We start from the raw sequence: 15,084 nt of genomic DNA on the forward strand, positions 1-15,084 counted from the left end.
CATGCTGCCGCATCCGTCCCGGTGGGCCGCACCTCCGGTACCGGACCGCCCCGTTCAGGTGAGGGCACGGCGCGCCGGGCGGTTGGCAGCCGGGCCCGCAGGCGCCACGATCACGGTGGTGTCCGCGGGAGCCAGCCTCGCCCCGACGGTGCCGGGAGGACCGAGGACGATGGCCGATCCGCTCACCGGGCCGGGGCCGGTACGCGGCCTGCCACCCGGTCCCCAGCCCACCGTGCCGCTCCCGCGCCGCACTCCCCCGCTCGGTGACCCGGCGGCGCTGGCCGCGCTGGTCGACCGGCTGCCGGCCGCCGTCCTCGCGCTGGACCCCGGGGGCCGGCTGACCTGGCTCAACGCCGCCGCCGAGCGGCTGCTCGGGCACCTGCAGTCCGACCTGCTCGGCGAGGTCCTGGCCGAGGTGCCCGGCACGGCGGGTCCGGCGCTGGCCTCCGCGGGTGCCGAGGCCGCCGACTCCGGCGAGCCCGTGACCGTGCTGGCCGGCGGCGGGTGGTACGAGGTCCGCGCCGCGCGGGCGGCCGAGGGGCTGGCGCTCACCGTCTCCGACGTCTCCCGCCGCCGGACGGTGCAGGAGCGCGCCGACCGGGCCGCGGCGCGCGCGACGTTGCTCGTGCGGGTCGCCGCGGAGCTGTCCGGGGCGCTCGACGGCGTGTCCGCGCTCGGCCGGCTGGCCCGGCTGGTCGTGCCGGTGCTCACCGACGGCTGCGTCGTCACCGTGGTCGACCGCGAGGGCCGCACCCGCGACGTCGGCTCGTGGCACGCCGACCCGCAGCGCCGCGACCTGCTCGCCCGCTACGCGATGGTGCGGCTGGACACCCTCCCGCCGTCCTCACCGGTCGGGCGGGCGCTGCGGACGGGCGCGCCGGTGGCGGCCCCGGTGACCGACGTCCTGGCGCTCATGTCCGACGACCGGACGCGGGAGATGCTGCGGGACCTGCGCGCGCAGTCGGTGCTGGTGCTGCCGCTGCCGGCCGAGTCGCGGACCGTCGGCGTCCTGTCGCTCTACCTCGACCCCGGCCGGGAGGTCTCCCCCGAGGACCTCGCCACCGCCCGGGCCGTCGCGGTGCAGGCCGGCCGCGCCATCGACCGGGTCGGCCGGCAGAGCCGCCAGATCCAGCTCGCCGAGGCGCTGCAGCGCAGCCTGCTCACCGCGCCCCCTGCCTTCCCCGGCGTCGAGGTGGAGGTGCGCTACGTGCCGGCCGCCGAGGCGGCCCGGGTGGGCGGGGACTGGTACGACGCCTTCCGGCACCCCGACGGCGACGCGGTGGTGGTCATCGGCGACGTGGTCGGGCACGACACCGCGGCCGCGGCCGCGATGGGACAGCTGCGCGGCCTGGTCCGCGGCATCGCGCACTCCAGCCGGGGCGGGCCGGCCGAGGTGCTGCGCGGCCTGGACGAGGCGATGTCCACCATGCACGCCGGGACGCTGGCCACGGCCGCCGTCGCGCGGCTGGAGGCCGGCGGCACCCGGCTGCGGTGGGCCAACGCCGGTCACCCGCCGCCGGTGCTGCTGCGCCCCGACGGCGGCGTCGAGGCGCTGGCCCACGACAAGGCCGACCTGCTGCTCGGGGTCGACGCGACCGCGGAACGCCGCGAGGCGGTGGTCCCGCTGGCCCCGGGGTCGACGGTGCTGCTGCACACCGACGGTCTGGTGGAGCGGCGCGCGAGCACCCTCGACGAGGGCACCGCGCGGCTGCACCGGGCGCTCGCGGAGCTGGCCGGACGGCCGCTGGCGGTGCTGTGCGACGAGCTGCTGGCGCGGCTGCTGCAGGGCACCCCGCAGGACGACGTCGCCCTGGTCGCGCTGACCGTCGCCCCTCCCCGGCCCTGACCGCGGCCGTCACCGGGCGCGAGATCCGCCTCACCCGGCGGGGCCGGACACGATTGACCCGCCGGTGGGCTGGGCACCCCGGGACCGTCCGAGAACGGGACCACGACGGAGAGAGGACATGGGCCGACTGACGTGGCCGTTGCGGCCCCTGCCCGACGGGCGCGGCGAGCTGTGGCGCTTCGACCTCGGTGACATCGCCGAGCTCCCGGCGGCGCGCGCGGGACTCCGCGAGCACCTCGGCTCCCTCGGCTTCCCCCGCGACCCCGACGACCCGGCGTCGGACCGGCTGGTGCTGGCCTTCGACGAGCTGGCCTCCAACGCGCTGCGGCACGGCCGGTCGCCGGTGGTCGCGACGGTGGTCGCGGGCACCGGTGGCTGGCTGCTCGACGTGAGCGACCGGGACGCGGACACGATGCCCTCGCCCGCGGTCGGCCGGGACCCCTCCCAGGGCGGCCTGGGCCTCTACCTGGTGGCCCGCCTGTCCGTGGCGCACGGCTGGTACGTCGACGACGGTTCCAAGCACGTCTGGGCGTGCCTGCCGACGACGGTCGAGGAGTGCGCGGTCAACTCCGCCTGAGTGCGCCCGGGGCGGCGTGACGATCGTCGCGCCGCCCCGGGGCAGTCCTCACGAGGGGACGACCAGCGAGAGCCGGCCCTTCCCGTAGCCCGGCACCTCGACGGCGAGGTCGAGGCGGTTGAAGGCGGCCAGCATCCCGGCGACGTCGCCGGGCAGGTCCTCCCCCGGCACGTACAGCCGGTAGAGCTTCGAGTGCGGGGCGCCGGGCACGTTGAACAGCGCCGAGACGACGTTGACGACCTCGTGCAGCGCCTCGGCGAGCATCGACGTGAGCTCGCCGTCCTCCTCGACGGCGTCCTGGACGCCGCCGGGCGGCAGCAGGGCCAGCGCACCGCCGGTCCAGGCCGACAGCGGCAGGTCCATGACGCACAGGGCGTTGACGGCCATCGTCGGGCTGACGTAGACCGCCACCGAGACCGGGTCGGTCGCGGTGGGCGTGACCGGGTCGCCCGGCGTCACGCCCACCGGCTTGCCGACCAGGCCCGACAGGATGTCCTTGACGGCCTTGGCGTCGGGCAGCGAGACGGTCAGGGCGGCGGTCACGCCAGCACCCCGTCGAGGTTCTCGCGGAAGGACTCCTCGGTGAAGGGCTTGGCGATGAGGAACAGGGCGCCCGCGTCGGCGGCCTTCTCCCGCATCTCCGCCGACCCCTCGGAGGTGACGAACCCGAAGGGCACCGCCGAGCCGGAGGAACGCAGCGCCTGCAGGCACTCCAGGCCGGTCATGTTCGGCATGTTCCAGTCCGACAGGACCAGGTCGGGGTTCTCCGAGCGGACCTTGTCGTAGGCGTCGCGGCCGTCCTCGGCCTCGACCACCTCGTGGTCGTCGTAGCCGGCCTGACGCAGGGTGCGGATGACGATCTGCCGCATCACGCGGCTGTCGTCGGCGACCAGGATCTTCACAGGGGCACCTCGTTCTCTCGCTCGGTGTGCAGCGGGGACTGCACGGAGACGGTCAGCGGCTGACCGCGCCACAGGACGGCGACGCGGCGGGTGTCGGCTTCGCAGCCGGCGGGTGGGGTGGCGCCGACCTCGGGCAGGCCGAGGACGGACGGTCCGGGGAGGACGGCCTTGACGTTGCCGCCCACCACGTTCGCGAGCTCGCCGAGGGCGTCGTCGACGTCCTCGTCCTCGAGCACCGGCGGGGCGTGCGCGCCGAGCAGGGCGGCGGTGAGCTCGGCGGCGGTGTCGTGGCCGCAGGTCAGCACGACGGCGCCGGTCCACGGGCCGACGATCTCGACCCAGGAGCTGCGCGTCGCGGCCGGCAGCGGCGCCGGCAGCGGGACGAGCACCTCGTCCTCGCCGACGAGGGCCAGCCACGCCTGCTCGGTGATCTGCTGGAGCGTCGCCTCGTCGAGCAGGTCGCCGACGGCCGGCGGCCGGTCGGTGGCGCGGCGGCGCAGCCCGGTGTCGCCCGGTCGGTTCACAGCGAGACCTCCTGCGGGAGCAGGCCGAGCAACGCGAGCTTGTCGCGGATGGCATCGGCGGTGAACGGCTTGATGACGTACTCGTGGGCGCCGGCGGCCAGCGCGCGCACGATCTGGCCGTGCTCGCTCTCGGAGGTGACCATCATCAGGGTCACCGCGCGCCAGGCCGGGTTGGCGCGGACGGCGTTGACGAACTGCAGGCCGTCCATCAGCGGCATGTTCCAGTCGACGGTGCACAGGTCGGGCGCCCAGCCCTCGTGCAGGACGTCGAGCGCCTGCTGCCCGTGCTCGGCCTGGCGGGTCTCGTAGCCGAACCCCTCGAGGATGCCGGTCACGATGCGCCGCATGGCGCGGGAGTCGTCGATCACCAGAGCGCGCACGGTCATGCCCCCTTCAGCGGGCGGTAGGCGGAGGTCCGGCCGAGGACGACGCGGCTCCAGGAGTCGTCGACGCCGAGGGTGGTCTCGGCGGCACCGAGGAGCAGCCAGCCGTCCGGGCGCATGAGCTCGCGCACCCGGCGGAGGATCGCCTGCTTGGTGGGCAGGTCGAAGTAGATGAGGACGTTGCGCAGGTACACGACGTCGAACGGGCCCATCCGCGGCAGCGGCGCGGCCAGGTTGCACTCGCGGGCGGTGACCATGCGGCGCAGGTCCGGCGCGACCTCCCACTCGCTGCCCGCCCGCCGGAGGTGGCGGACCAGCATCGGGGCGGGCAGGCCGCGGTTGACCTCGAGCTGGCTGAACCGGCCGGTGCGGGTGCGCTCGACCATCTCGCGGGAGATGTCGGTGGCGGTGATCGACACCCGCGTCACGGCGTCGGGCAGCGCGTCGTCGAGCAGCATGGCGATCGTGTAGGGCTCCTGGCCGCTGGAGCAGGCCGCCGACCAGATCTGCAGCCGCTCCGCCGGGCCGCGGGCGGCCTGCAGGGCCGGCAGCACGGTGGAGGTCAGCGCGGTGAACGGGTCGCCGTCGCGGAACCACGAGGTCTCGTTGGTGGTGAGCGCCTCGACGATCAGGCGGGTGTCGTCCGGCCGCGGGCGGCTGCGGACGGTGTCGACCAGCTGGTCGACGTCGGCCAGCCCCATCTTGCGGGCCAGCGGCAGGAGCCGGGCCTCGACCAGGTACTCCTTGCCCGGGGCGAGCACGATCGCGCTCTCCCGGTGCACCAGCTGGCGGACCCAGTCGAAGCGGGTGGCGGTGAGGGTCATCGCAGGGCTCCCGTCGCGAGGGTCGGAGGTGCCGGGCGCGGCGGGACGGCGCGGGACAGGTGGCGGGTGATGGCCTCGGCGATGCGGTCGAGGGACAGGACCTCGTCGGCCAGGCCGGCGGCGGCGACGGCGCCGGGCATGCCCCAGACGACCGAGGTGGCCTGGTCCTGGACGACGACGGTGCCGCCGGCGTCGCGGACGGCCGCCGCGCCGGCGCGACCGTCGGCGCCCATGCCGGTGAGCACCACGGACAGGACGGCGCCGTCGTAGGCGGTCACCGCGGAGCGGAACAGCGGGTCGACGGCGGGACGGCAGAAGTTCTCCGGCGGGCCCTGCGTCAGGGTCGTCGTCGCGCCGCGGCCGCTGCCGCGCACGGTGAGGTGGTGGTCGCCGGGGGCCAGGTGCACGGTGCCCGGGAGCAGCGGCGAGCCGTCGACGGCCTCGACGACGCGCAGGGCCGAGAGCCGGTCCAGGCGCTGGGCGAACTGCCGGGTGAAGACCGGCGGCATGTGCTGCACGAGCAGGACCGGCACCGGCAGGCTCGCCGGCAGCACCGGCAGCACCCTGGCCAGGGCCTCGGGCCCGCCGGTGGAGGAGCCGATCACGAGCACGGCCGGGGCCTTGTGGGGAACCGTGCGGGGCGCCGCCGTGCGCGGGGCGGGCGGCGCGGCGGCGGGACGGGCGGTGGCGGGACCGGCCGGGCGCCCGGTGAGGGCCTTGATCCGCGGGATGAGCTGCTCGCGCACGCTCTCCATCGACGCCGCGACGCTGCCGACGTTGGCCGGCTTGGTGACGTAGTCGTTGGCCCCGGCCGACAACGCGTCGAGGGTGGCCGCGGCGCCGCGCTCGGTGAGCGTGCTGAACATGACGATCGGCACGCGGTTGCGCTGGGCGCGCAGGGCCCGGACCGCCTCGATGCCGTTCATCTCCGGCATCTCGATGTCCATCGTGACGAGGTCGGGCCGCAGCTGGTCGACCTTGCCCAGGGCGAGCCTGCCGTTGACCGCCGTCCCGACGACCTCGATCGCGGGGTCGGAGGACAGCACGTCGGTCACGATCTTGCGGACGACGACCGAGTCGTCGACCACCAGCACCCGGATCGGGTCCACACGTCCTCCTGCTCCGGCGGCGCCCGGCCGGTCGGCCGTGCGTCGGGGGTCTCGGCAGCGGGGCGGGCCGGTGGGATCGGCCCCGGGCAGCCCCACCCGCATCGCCTGTCACAGGAGTTCTCGGCCGCCCCAGCCGCCGGGTTGACGCGGAGCGCCCAACCGTTACGGCACCGGCCGGTGACCGCCGCGGGCGCGGGCACATGTCGACCCGCCGCACGGTGACCTGCCGGGGCCGGCAGCGCGCTCACCTGCGGTTCGGGATGTGGGCGGTGGCTCGAGATGCGGCTCGTCGTCGCTCGTCGCGGCGTGTCCTCGCGTGCCGGCGGCACCAACCCGACAGTCGACGGGGCAGGAGCGGGGTCTCAGCGGCCCGTCACGCGGCGCCAGGGAGCGAGGAGGACGCCGAGCGCGCCACCGTCGAGCAGGTCGCCCATGGCCAGCCCCTGGACGACGCCGGCGAGGGCGTTCCACGAGCCCGAGGCGCCGTCGCGGGCGTCGAAGCCGCCGGCGGCGAACGCGCGGACGGCGAGCAGCTGGGCGGTGGCCAGCGTGCGGGTGCGGCCGGAGACGTGCGCGGCCCAGGAGGCCTCGTGCATGGCGGTGGCCCACGGGCGCTGCTCGGCGCGGCCCTCGTCGACGGCGGTGCGCCAGCGGTCGCGGCCGCGGGCGTCGAGGCCGGAGACGGTCGCCAACAGGGAGGCGAGCTCGGGCGTGGCGGGACCGAGGTCGGCGCCGGCGCCGCGGGTGGGGGCGTCCGGGACGGCGGTGGCGAAGGGCTGCACGAGCTCGCGGCGGACCAGCGGCGGCAGGACGCCGGCGGCCCACTCCCCCACCACGGCGTCGGCCAGGACCTCGGCGGCCTGCTCCCGGACGTCGTCGTCGGCCTGGAGGAAGGCGGCGTGCTCGGGCCCGAGGACGTCCTCGCGCAGCACCCGCTCCACGGCGGCGGCGGTGCCGATCGTGCCGCGCTCGAGCTGGGCGACGAGGACGGCGGTGCGCTCGCCCTCGCCAGGGGTCACCGAGCGCAGCTGCGGGACGGCGGCGGCCAGCTCGCGGGCCCGCCGGGCGCGCACGGCCAGCACCGCACGCTGCTCGCGGTCTGCGCCGCGGGTGCGGCTGGCGGCGGCCAGGGCGGACAGCTCGGCCGGTCCGGCGGTCAGGCCGGTGAGGAGCACGTCGGCGGCGGCGCGGCCCCCGGGCAGGCGCACCAGGTCGAACCCCAGCGTCGCGGCACTGACCAGCGTGTACGGCACGTCTCCCCCTCCGACGGCACCGCCCTGGAGCAGGCGGCCCGTCCATGCTGGGGGTGATCACCCCGTGACGCCACGCGGCCGTCACCCGATCGCCGGAGGCGTCAAGGGCGACCACCGCGTGTCGAGCGCCGCCGGGCGAGGGAACGATCACGGCGGGTGACTGTCCGTCGGGGACACCCGGCCGACGGCGCCGTCGGCCGCGGTCCCGGGACACCGGGGGCCCTACCAGGGGAGGGGCGCCGCCTCCATACTGACGCCGCCATGCAGGCCGAGGTCCCCACCCCAGGAGCGCGGCGACCCCGTGGCCAGGCCGGGTCGGCGGCACCCGGAGGTGCGGCGCTGGTCGAGGCCGCCGTGGGGATGCTGCTCGCCGGTGCGCCGGTCGGCTTCGCGGTGCTCGACACCGAGCTGCGCTACGTGCGGATCAACCAGACGCTGGCGGCGGTCAACGGCGTCCCGGTGGCCGACCACCTGGGCCGGTCGGTGGCCGAGGTGCTCCCCGACGTGGCCCCGGAGGCCGAGCCACTGCTGCGCCGGGTACTGGCCACCGGTGAGCCGATCACCGGCCTGGAGCTGGAGAGCGGGCCCACCCCGGGCGAGCCCGGCCGCCGCCGCCACTGGCGGGTCAGCTACTACCCGGTGCGGGCGACGCCGGGGGCGGGGCCGCCGGAGGGCCTGGGCGTGGTCGTCACCGACGAGACCGCCCGCCACGAGGAGCAGCAGGAACGTCGCCGGCTGCTGGAGGCCGAGCGGACGGCGGCGGCGCGGGTGCGGCACGCGCTGCAGCAGCAGGAGCGGCTGCACCGGCTGACGTCGGCCCTGGCGCGGGCGACCACGGTGCGCGACGTGGCCGCCACGATGGTGGAGCTCGCCCCGGGGATCCTGGGCGCCACCGCCGCCACCCTCAACGAGTACGAGCCGGGCACCGGGCTGTCGGTCCTCGCGGTGACCGGCCTGCCGCCCGAGGTGGCCCGACCGGGCCAGGTGATCCCGGCTCCCCTCCCGCCACTGGTGCGCGACGTCCTCGAGGGGGACGGCCCGGTGCTGGTGGGCAGCACCACCGAGCGCGACCAGCGGTACCCCGACATGGCGGGCTCGGGCGTGCGGCAGCAGGCCTGGGCCAACCTGGCGCTGTGCAGCCACGGCCGGCCGGCCGGGATCGTGGCGTTCGGCTGGGACGGTCCGCGCACCTTCGCCGACGAGGACGTGGAGCTGCTCACCGCGCTGGCCGACCAGTGCGCCACCGCGATGGACCGCGCCCGCCTCTACCGGGCCGAGCAGGACGCCCGGCTCGGCGCCGAGCGGGCGCAGCAGCGGCTGGACCTGCTGGCCCGGGCCGGTGAGGTGCTCAGCCGCTCCCTCGACGAGTCGGCCGTGCTGGACGAGCTGGCCGCCCTGCTGGTTCCGGAGCACGCCGACTGGCTGGTGGTCCTGCTCGCCGGCCGGCCGGGGCAGCTGGTGCCCCGGTGCTCGGTGCACGCCGACCCGGGGATCCACGCGGCGGCGCAGGAGCTGCTGGCGGCGCGGCCGCTGCGCATCGACGGAGGCAGCGCGGCCGCGCGGGTCTTCCGCTCCCAGCGGCCCCTCGTGGTCGAGGACGCGCTCCCCTACCTGACCGAGGACGGCGGCCCGCCCGAGGTGGCCCGGTTCGCCCGGCTGCTCGGCCCCGGCCCCGGCCCGGGTCTGCTCACGCCGCTGGTGGTGCGCGGCCGGAGCACCGGCGTGCTGTCGCTGGTCGGCGCCTCCGCCGGCGGCTGGCCGCTCACCGACCAGCAGGAGCTCGTCGGCGACCTCGCCTCGCGCGTCGCGGTCGCGCTGGACAACGCCCACCTCTACGGCCGGCAGACCCGGATCGCCCGCCGCCTGCAGGACGGCCTGCTGCCCGCCCGGCTGCCCGAGGTCCCCGGCGTGGAGCTGGCCACCCGCTACGCCACGGCGGAGGAGGCGGTCGAGGTCGGCGGCGACTTCTACGACGTCGTCCCGCTCGACGGCGGCGGGTTCGTGCTCGCGATCGGCGACGTCTGCGGACGGGGCATCGACGCCGCGAGCACCACCGGGCTGGCCCGGCACACGCTGGAGGCCGTCGCGCGGGACCTGCCCCCGGCGGCCGCGCTGGTGCGGCTCAACGACGCCCTGCGCGCGCAGACCTCCCCCAACCGGTTCCTCACCGCGGCCTGCGCCCGGGTCACCCCGCGCCCCGACGGCACCGCCGCGGTGCAGCTCGCCCGCGCCGGCCACGAGCCCCCGGTGCTGGTGCGGGCCGACGGCAGCGCCACGCTGCTGGCCCCGGCCGGGCAGCTCCTCGGCATCCTCCCCGAGGTGACCGTCGAGACCCAGGAGCTCGTCCTCGGGCCCGGCGACGCCCTGGTCATGTACACCGACGGCATCACCGAGACCCGGGGGCGCGAGGGCCTGTTCGGGGAGGAGCGGCTCGTCGCGGCCCTCGCCGGGCCGCCCGGCCGCTCACGCACCGCCGATGACCTCGCCGACCTCGTCCTGGCCGCCACCGAGCGGTTCCGTGCCGGCCCGGCCGAGGACGACGCCGCCCTGCTCGTCGCCCGCCTGCGCCCGCGGTGACACGCTAGGCGCCGACCGCCTTCTGGACGTCGAGGGCGAGCAGCAGCGAGCCGTCGAGCTTGTAGGCGCCGCGGATGAGCTCGCGGGCCTGGCCGTCGAGGGTGTCCGGCGGGGCCTCGAAGTCGGCCGCGTCCACGTCGACGACGTCGGCGATCGAGTCGACCAGCAGGCTCACCGCCTCGCCGTGCAGGCGCACGACGATGACGACGGCGTCGGTGCCGGCCGGCCGCGGCGGGCGCCCGAGCCGCTCCCGCAGCTCGATGGCGGTCACCACCTGGCCGCGCAGGTTGATCAGCCCGGCGACGGCCGGCGGGGCGAGCGGCACCCGGGTCAGCTTCTGGCTGCGCAGCACCTCCTGCACGTGCTCGACCTCGACGCCGTACAGGTCGCCGTCGAGCCGGAAGGTGGCCAGCTGACCGCTGGCGGCGCGGGTGGGGGTGTCGGTCGGGGTCGTCACGTCAGGCCTCCAGCCGAGCGGACGCGGGGGAGTGGTCGGGGGCCGGCAGCCCGGCGTAGAAGGCCGGGTCGGCGGCGAGGATCGCGGCGCGGACGTCGAGCAGCTCGGTCACCCGGTCGCCGAGGACGGCGGAGCCGAGCAGGCCCAGGTCGTCGATGTCGCTGCGCACCGCGGCGCCGCCGTCGACGATGTCGAGGATCTCCTCCACGACGATCGCCACGCTGCGGCCGTGGTCGCTGTAGACGATCACCTCGAGCACCTCGCGCTCGCCGGAGCCGAAGGCGCCCAGGTGCCGGTCGAGCCGGACGATCGGCAGGATCGCGCCGCGGTACTGCACGACCTCGCGGTTGCCCACCCGCTCGACGGCGTCGGCCCGCACCTGCTCCAGGCGGGTGACGGTGTCCAGCGGGATGGCCACCCGCCGGCCCTCGCCGATGGCGGCCAGCAGCATCCGTTGCCGCTCGGTCTCGGCGGCGGCGGTGCGCTCCGCGGCCTCGCGGGCCTCCTGCCGCTCGGTGGTCTCGGTGCGCAGCGCCCGGCGGGCCAGCGCCTGCACGTCGAGGATCAGCGCCACGGCGCCGTCACCGAGGACGGTCGCGCCGGAGTACAGGCCGATCGCCTTGAGCTGGCCGCCGACGGCCTTGACGACGATCTCCTCGGTGTTGATGACCCGGTCGACGACGAGGCCGAAGCGCCGGCCCTCCGAGCGCAGCACCGCGATGACGACGTGACCGTCGTGCCGGTCGGAGGCGAGGCCCAGGACATCGGTGAGCCGGACGAGGGGGAGCAGCTCGCCGCGCAGCCGGTAGACCGGCGCGCCGCCGACCTCCTCGACGGCGTTGGCGGCCTTCTCGGCGTCGAGGCTGACCAGCTCCTGCAGGCTGATCTGCGGGATGGCGTAGCGGTCGCCGGCGCACTCGACGGTGAGCGCGGGGACGATCGCGAGGGTCAGCGGGATGCGCAGCCGGCAGACGGTGCCGCGCCCGGGCTCGGACTCCACCTCGATGGTGCCGCCGATGGCCTCGATGTTGGTCTTGACGACGTCCATGCCCACGCCCCGGCCGGAGACGTTGGTGACCGCGGCGGCCGTCGAGAACCCGGGCAGGAAGATCAGCTGCAGCACGTCCTGCGGGCTCATGCGGGCCAGCTGCTCGCCGGTGACCAGGCCGCGCTCGAGGGCCTTGGCGCCGATCCGCGACGGGTCGATGCCGGCGCCGTCGTCGGCCACCTCGACCACGACCTGGCCGCTCTCGTGCCGGGCGCGCAGCGTGAGCACGCCCTCGCCGGGCTTGCCGGCGGCGCGGCGGCGGTCGGGGGACTCGATGCCGTGGTCGACGGAGTTGCGGACCAGGTGGGTCAGCGGGTCCTTGACCGCCTCGAGCAGCGTCTTGTCGAGCTCGGTGTCCTTGCCCTCCATCTCCAGCCGGACGGACTTGCCGCACTGGATGCCGAGGTCGCGGACGACGCGCGGCAGCTTGGACCAGATGTGGTCGATCGGCTGCATGCGCGTCTTCATGACGCCCTCCTGCAGCTCGCTGGCGATGAGGTTGAGCCGCTGCGAGGCGCGCACCAGGTCGGTGTCGGTGGAGCGGCCCACGTACTGGACGATCTGGTTGCGGGTCAGCACCAGCTCGCCGACCAGCAGCATCAGCGAGTCGAGCAGGTCGACGTCGACGCGGATCGTGCTGTCGGCCACGCCGCGGCGGGCCTGCTGGCCGCCGGGGCCCTCGGGCCGCGCGGCACCGGCCGGCGAGCCGGGCTCGGCGTGCTCGTCGGGGTGCTCGTCGAGGTGCTCCTCGTGCGCATAGTCGGGCAGCTCCTCCGCCACCACCTCGGCGACGGGCTCGACGACGGGCTCGACGACGACGGGCTCGGGGACGATCGCGGCGGCGGGCTCGGCGGGCTCGGCGGGCTCGGCGGGCTCGGCGGGCGCGGGGGAGGGGGCGGCGGCCGGGGCCGGCCGGTCCTCCATCGCCGCGCTGATCTCCGCGACGACGGCGGAGACGTCGACCCCGCCCTCGCCGCCGGTGGCCTCGATGGAGGCCAGCAGCGAGCGGACCGTGTCGACCATCCGCAGCAGCACGCTGGTGCGCTCGGGGGTCAGCGCGAGGACGCCGTCGCGGAGCCGGGAGAGCATGTTCTCCCCGACGTGGGTGACCTCCTCGAGCCGGCCGAAGGCGAGGAAGCCGCTGGTGCCCTTGATCGTGTGGATGGTGCGGAAGATGCTCGAGAGCCGCTCCCGGGAGTCGGGCTCCTGCTCGAGGGCGACCAGGTCCGTGTCGAGCTGGTCGAGGTTCTCGTGGCTCTCGACGAGGAACTCCTCGACGATGTCGTCCAGACCGTCCACCGCTGCCTTCTCTCTCAGTGCGAGGGGACCGAGGGGTCCCCGATGGGTCATCGGCGGTGGGGGGGGGGGGGGGGGGGGGGGGGGGGGGGGGGCGGCCGCGCGCGCCGCGGGCGCGGGCCGGCGGCCTGCCCCCGCCGCGCCCGCGCGCGGGGGGGGGGGGGGGGGGGGGGGGGGGGGGGGGGGGGGGGGGGGGGGGGGGGGGGGGGGGGGGGGGGGGGGGGGCGCCCCCCCCCCCCCCCCCCCCCCCCCCCCCCCCCCCGCGGGGTCGGCCCCCTGCAGGGCCCGACGCGAGCCTGCGAGCGGCGGGGGCAGGGGTCCTCCTAGTAGGTGAAGCGGGCGACGCCGGTGCGCAGGTCGGCCGCCATCCGGGACAGCTCCTCGACCGCGGTGCGGGTCTGGGTCAGCGCCTGGGTGGTGGAGTCGGCGGCACTGGAGACCCCGGCGATGTTGTCGGCGATCTGACCCGAGCCCTGGGCGGCCTCGGCCACCGAGCGGCTCATCTCCGCGGTGGTGGCGGTCTGCTCCTCCACCGCCGAGGCGATGGTGGTCTGCCGGTCGGAGATCTGGGCGACGATCTGCGAGATCTCGCCGATGGCCCCGACGGCGGCGCCGGTGTCCTTCTGGATGGCCTCGACGCGGCGGGCGATGTCCTCGGTCGCCTTGGCGGTCTCCTGGGCCAGCTCCTTGACCTCGTTGGCCACGACGGCGAAGCCCTTGCCCGCCTCGCCGGCGCGGGCGGCCTCGATGGTCGCGTTGAGCGCGAGCAGGTTGGTCTGCTCGGCGATGCTCGTGATCACCTTGACGACGTTGCCGATCTCCGCCGAGGACTCCCCGAGCTTGGTCACCGTGGCGGTGGTGGTCTCGGCGGCGGTGACCGCGCGGGCGGCGACGGCGGAGGCCTCGGCGGCGTTGGAGGCGATCTCGCGGATCGAGGCGCCCATCTGCTCGGCCCCGGCGGCGACGGTCTGCACCGACCGCGACACCTCCTCGGCGGCACCCGAGACGACGCCCGACTGCGCGGAGGTCTCCTCGGCCGACGCCGAGATCTGCGCCGAGCTCGCGCTGAGCTCCTCCGACGACGCGGCGACGGCGTCGGCGGAGGCCGCCACCGAGGACAGCACCGAGCGCAGGTTCTCCTGGGCGGCACCCAGCGCGGCGGCCATCCGGCCCAGCTCGTCGCGGCCACGGACCTCGGGCGTGACGGTCAGGTCGCCCTGCGCCAGCGCCTCGACCGAGCGCTGCACGGAGCGGACGGTGCCCACCAGGCGCCGGACGACGAGGACGGTCAGCCCGCCGGCGACGACGATGCCGGCGACCAGGGACAGCCACAGCGTGGTGGTGGCCGAGGAGACGGTGGCCACCGCGTCGTCGGTGTCGGCCTGGCCGGCGGCGACCCGGCGGTCCTGCATGGCGGCGTACTGGTCCATGAGGGAGTCGGAGCGGTCCTGCAGCGGACCGGTGATCACGGCGGCGGCGGTGGCCAGGTCGCCCGCGTCGGCGGCCGGCACCAGCTGCCCGTCCGCGACCGCGTAGTAGTCCTCGACGACGGCGCGGAACTCGTCGAAGGCGGCCCGGTTGACCGTCACCTCGGCGTAGGCGTCGAGCTGCCCGTCGATGGTCTCCCGGCGCTCGGCCAGGTCGGCCCGCAGCGCGGCCCGGGTCTGCCCGTCGGCGATCGGGTAGGTGTTGTAGCGCGAGCGGTCGCCCTGCCAGGACCGCTGGATGTCCGCGAGGTCGGCCAGCGTGACCACGTTGCCGTTGATCCGGGTGGCGGCCGCCTCGACCGCGGCCAGCCGGCTCACGGCGAGGACGGTCATGGCGACGGCGACGACCGCGAGGACGGCGACGGCCGCGCCGATCTTGACGGCGACCGGTCGGTCGGCGAACCAGCCACCGGAGCGGCCGGCGCGGGAGGTGCTCATGGGGTGTGCTCCTGGATCTCGGGGTGGGGCGGTCGGGGTGACGGGCGGGGATCGGCCGCGGGCCGGGCGATCCGTCGGCACGGACTGTGACGGACGGGAATGGGGACCGCGCCCGTCCGGAAATGGCGTGTCGGTAACGATCCGGGTACGACCGGAATTGGTCGACGGAACCGGGTCGGGGCGCCATTCCGCATCATTTGTCGACACGGTGCCGAGCAGCGGCGGTCGGCGCGATTGCTCTGTCGACATGGGCACACACGCCGCTCGGGGGACGTTCTGGGCCGTTTCCCTCCACGCGCCAGGAGGAGGTGCGGCCATTCGGGAATGGCTCCGCCCGACCGCAGGACAGCGGCCGGGCGGAGC

Annotated in this window: 13 protein-coding genes; 3 read left to right on the top strand and 10 right to left on the bottom strand. The window is 76.2% G+C overall.

What is annotated here, in order from left to right; translation table 11 throughout:
- Nucleotides 1-169 precede the first annotated feature (169 nt).
- Both ACI79O_RS04265 and ACI79O_RS04270 read left to right on the top strand, forming a co-directional pair.
- The gene (locus ACI79O_RS04265; protein ID WP_456913445.1) at nucleotides 170-1,846 is read left to right on the top strand and encodes a SpoIIE family protein phosphatase; all 1,677 of its coding nucleotides are present in this window, start codon (nucleotides 170-172) and stop codon (nucleotides 1,844-1,846) included.
- Between the two features lie 118 nt (nucleotides 1,847-1,964).
- A complete protein-coding gene (locus tag ACI79O_RS04270; RefSeq protein WP_456886706.1) occupies nucleotides 1,965-2,423 on the top strand; it encodes an ATP-binding protein in 459 nt (152 codons plus the stop codon).
- 48 nt (nucleotides 2,424-2,471) lie between these two features.
- Here the strand turns inward: ACI79O_RS04270 and ACI79O_RS04275 are convergent, their stop codons facing one another.
- From ACI79O_RS04275 to ACI79O_RS04305, 7 genes are all read right to left on the bottom strand, one after another.
- Nucleotides 2,472-2,966: a hypothetical protein gene (locus tag ACI79O_RS04275; RefSeq protein WP_456886703.1), complete on the bottom strand. Its 495-nt coding sequence runs from the start codon at nucleotides 2,964-2,966 to the stop codon at nucleotides 2,472-2,474.
- Nucleotides 2,963-3,325 carry a response regulator gene (locus tag ACI79O_RS04280; protein WP_456886701.1) on the bottom strand — a complete coding sequence of 121 codons (363 nt, stop codon included), beginning with the start codon at nucleotides 3,323-3,325 and terminating at the stop codon, nucleotides 2,963-2,965. The genes ACI79O_RS04275 and ACI79O_RS04280 overlap by 4 nt, the downstream gene beginning before the upstream one ends.
- Entirely contained in the window at nucleotides 3,322-3,849 is a 528-nt protein-coding gene (locus ACI79O_RS04285; RefSeq protein ID WP_456886699.1) for a chemotaxis protein CheX, read from the bottom strand. Before ACI79O_RS04285 ends, ACI79O_RS04280 begins: the two co-directional genes overlap by 4 nt.
- Entirely contained in the window at nucleotides 3,846-4,235 is a 390-nt protein-coding gene (locus ACI79O_RS04290) for a response regulator (protein WP_456874871.1), read from the bottom strand. The genes ACI79O_RS04285 and ACI79O_RS04290 overlap by 4 nt, the downstream gene beginning before the upstream one ends.
- The gene (locus ACI79O_RS04295) at nucleotides 4,232-5,056 is read right to left on the bottom strand and encodes a CheR family methyltransferase (protein WP_456886697.1); all 825 of its coding nucleotides are present in this window, start codon (nucleotides 5,054-5,056) and stop codon (nucleotides 4,232-4,234) included. Before ACI79O_RS04295 ends, ACI79O_RS04290 begins: the two co-directional genes overlap by 4 nt.
- Nucleotides 5,053-6,165: a protein-glutamate methylesterase/protein-glutamine glutaminase gene (locus ACI79O_RS04300; RefSeq protein WP_456886696.1), complete on the bottom strand. Its 1,113-nt coding sequence runs from the start codon at nucleotides 6,163-6,165 to the stop codon at nucleotides 5,053-5,055. Before ACI79O_RS04300 ends, ACI79O_RS04295 begins: the two co-directional genes overlap by 4 nt.
- A gap of 362 nt (nucleotides 6,166-6,527) precedes the next feature.
- Entirely contained in the window at nucleotides 6,528-7,418 is an 891-nt protein-coding gene (locus ACI79O_RS04305; RefSeq protein WP_456913446.1) for a hypothetical protein, read from the bottom strand.
- 261 nt (nucleotides 7,419-7,679) lie between these two features.
- Here ACI79O_RS04305 and ACI79O_RS04310 point away from each other — a divergent pair, with 261 nt between their 5' ends.
- Nucleotides 7,680-9,995 (top strand): SpoIIE family protein phosphatase, encoded by a 2,316-nt coding sequence (locus tag ACI79O_RS04310; RefSeq protein ID WP_456913447.1) that lies wholly within the window; start codon nucleotides 7,680-7,682, stop codon nucleotides 9,993-9,995.
- A 4-nt stretch (nucleotides 9,996-9,999) separates the two neighbouring features.
- On the opposite strand, the gene ACI79O_RS04315 is transcribed toward ACI79O_RS04310, so the two are convergent.
- The 3 genes from ACI79O_RS04315 to ACI79O_RS04325 all read right to left on the bottom strand — a co-directional run bounded on the left by ACI79O_RS04315 (nucleotide 10,000) and on the right by ACI79O_RS04325 (nucleotide 14,721).
- Nucleotides 10,000-10,452: a chemotaxis protein CheW gene (locus tag ACI79O_RS04315; RefSeq protein ID WP_456886691.1), complete on the bottom strand. Its 453-nt coding sequence runs from the start codon at nucleotides 10,450-10,452 to the stop codon at nucleotides 10,000-10,002.
- A 1-nt stretch (nucleotide 10,453) separates the two neighbouring features.
- On the bottom strand, nucleotides 10,454-12,799 hold the full coding sequence (locus ACI79O_RS04320) for a chemotaxis protein CheA (protein ID WP_456913448.1): 2,346 nt from the start codon (nucleotides 12,797-12,799) through the stop codon (nucleotides 10,454-10,456).
- A gap of 320 nt (nucleotides 12,800-13,119) precedes the next feature.
- Nucleotides 13,120-14,721 (bottom strand): methyl-accepting chemotaxis protein, encoded by a 1,602-nt coding sequence (locus tag ACI79O_RS04325; RefSeq protein ID WP_456886687.1) that lies wholly within the window; start codon nucleotides 14,719-14,721, stop codon nucleotides 13,120-13,122.
- Nucleotides 14,722-15,084: the final 363 nt, after the last annotated feature.

The sequence above is a fragment of the Geodermatophilus sp. SYSU D00696 genome (assembly GCF_054050235.1).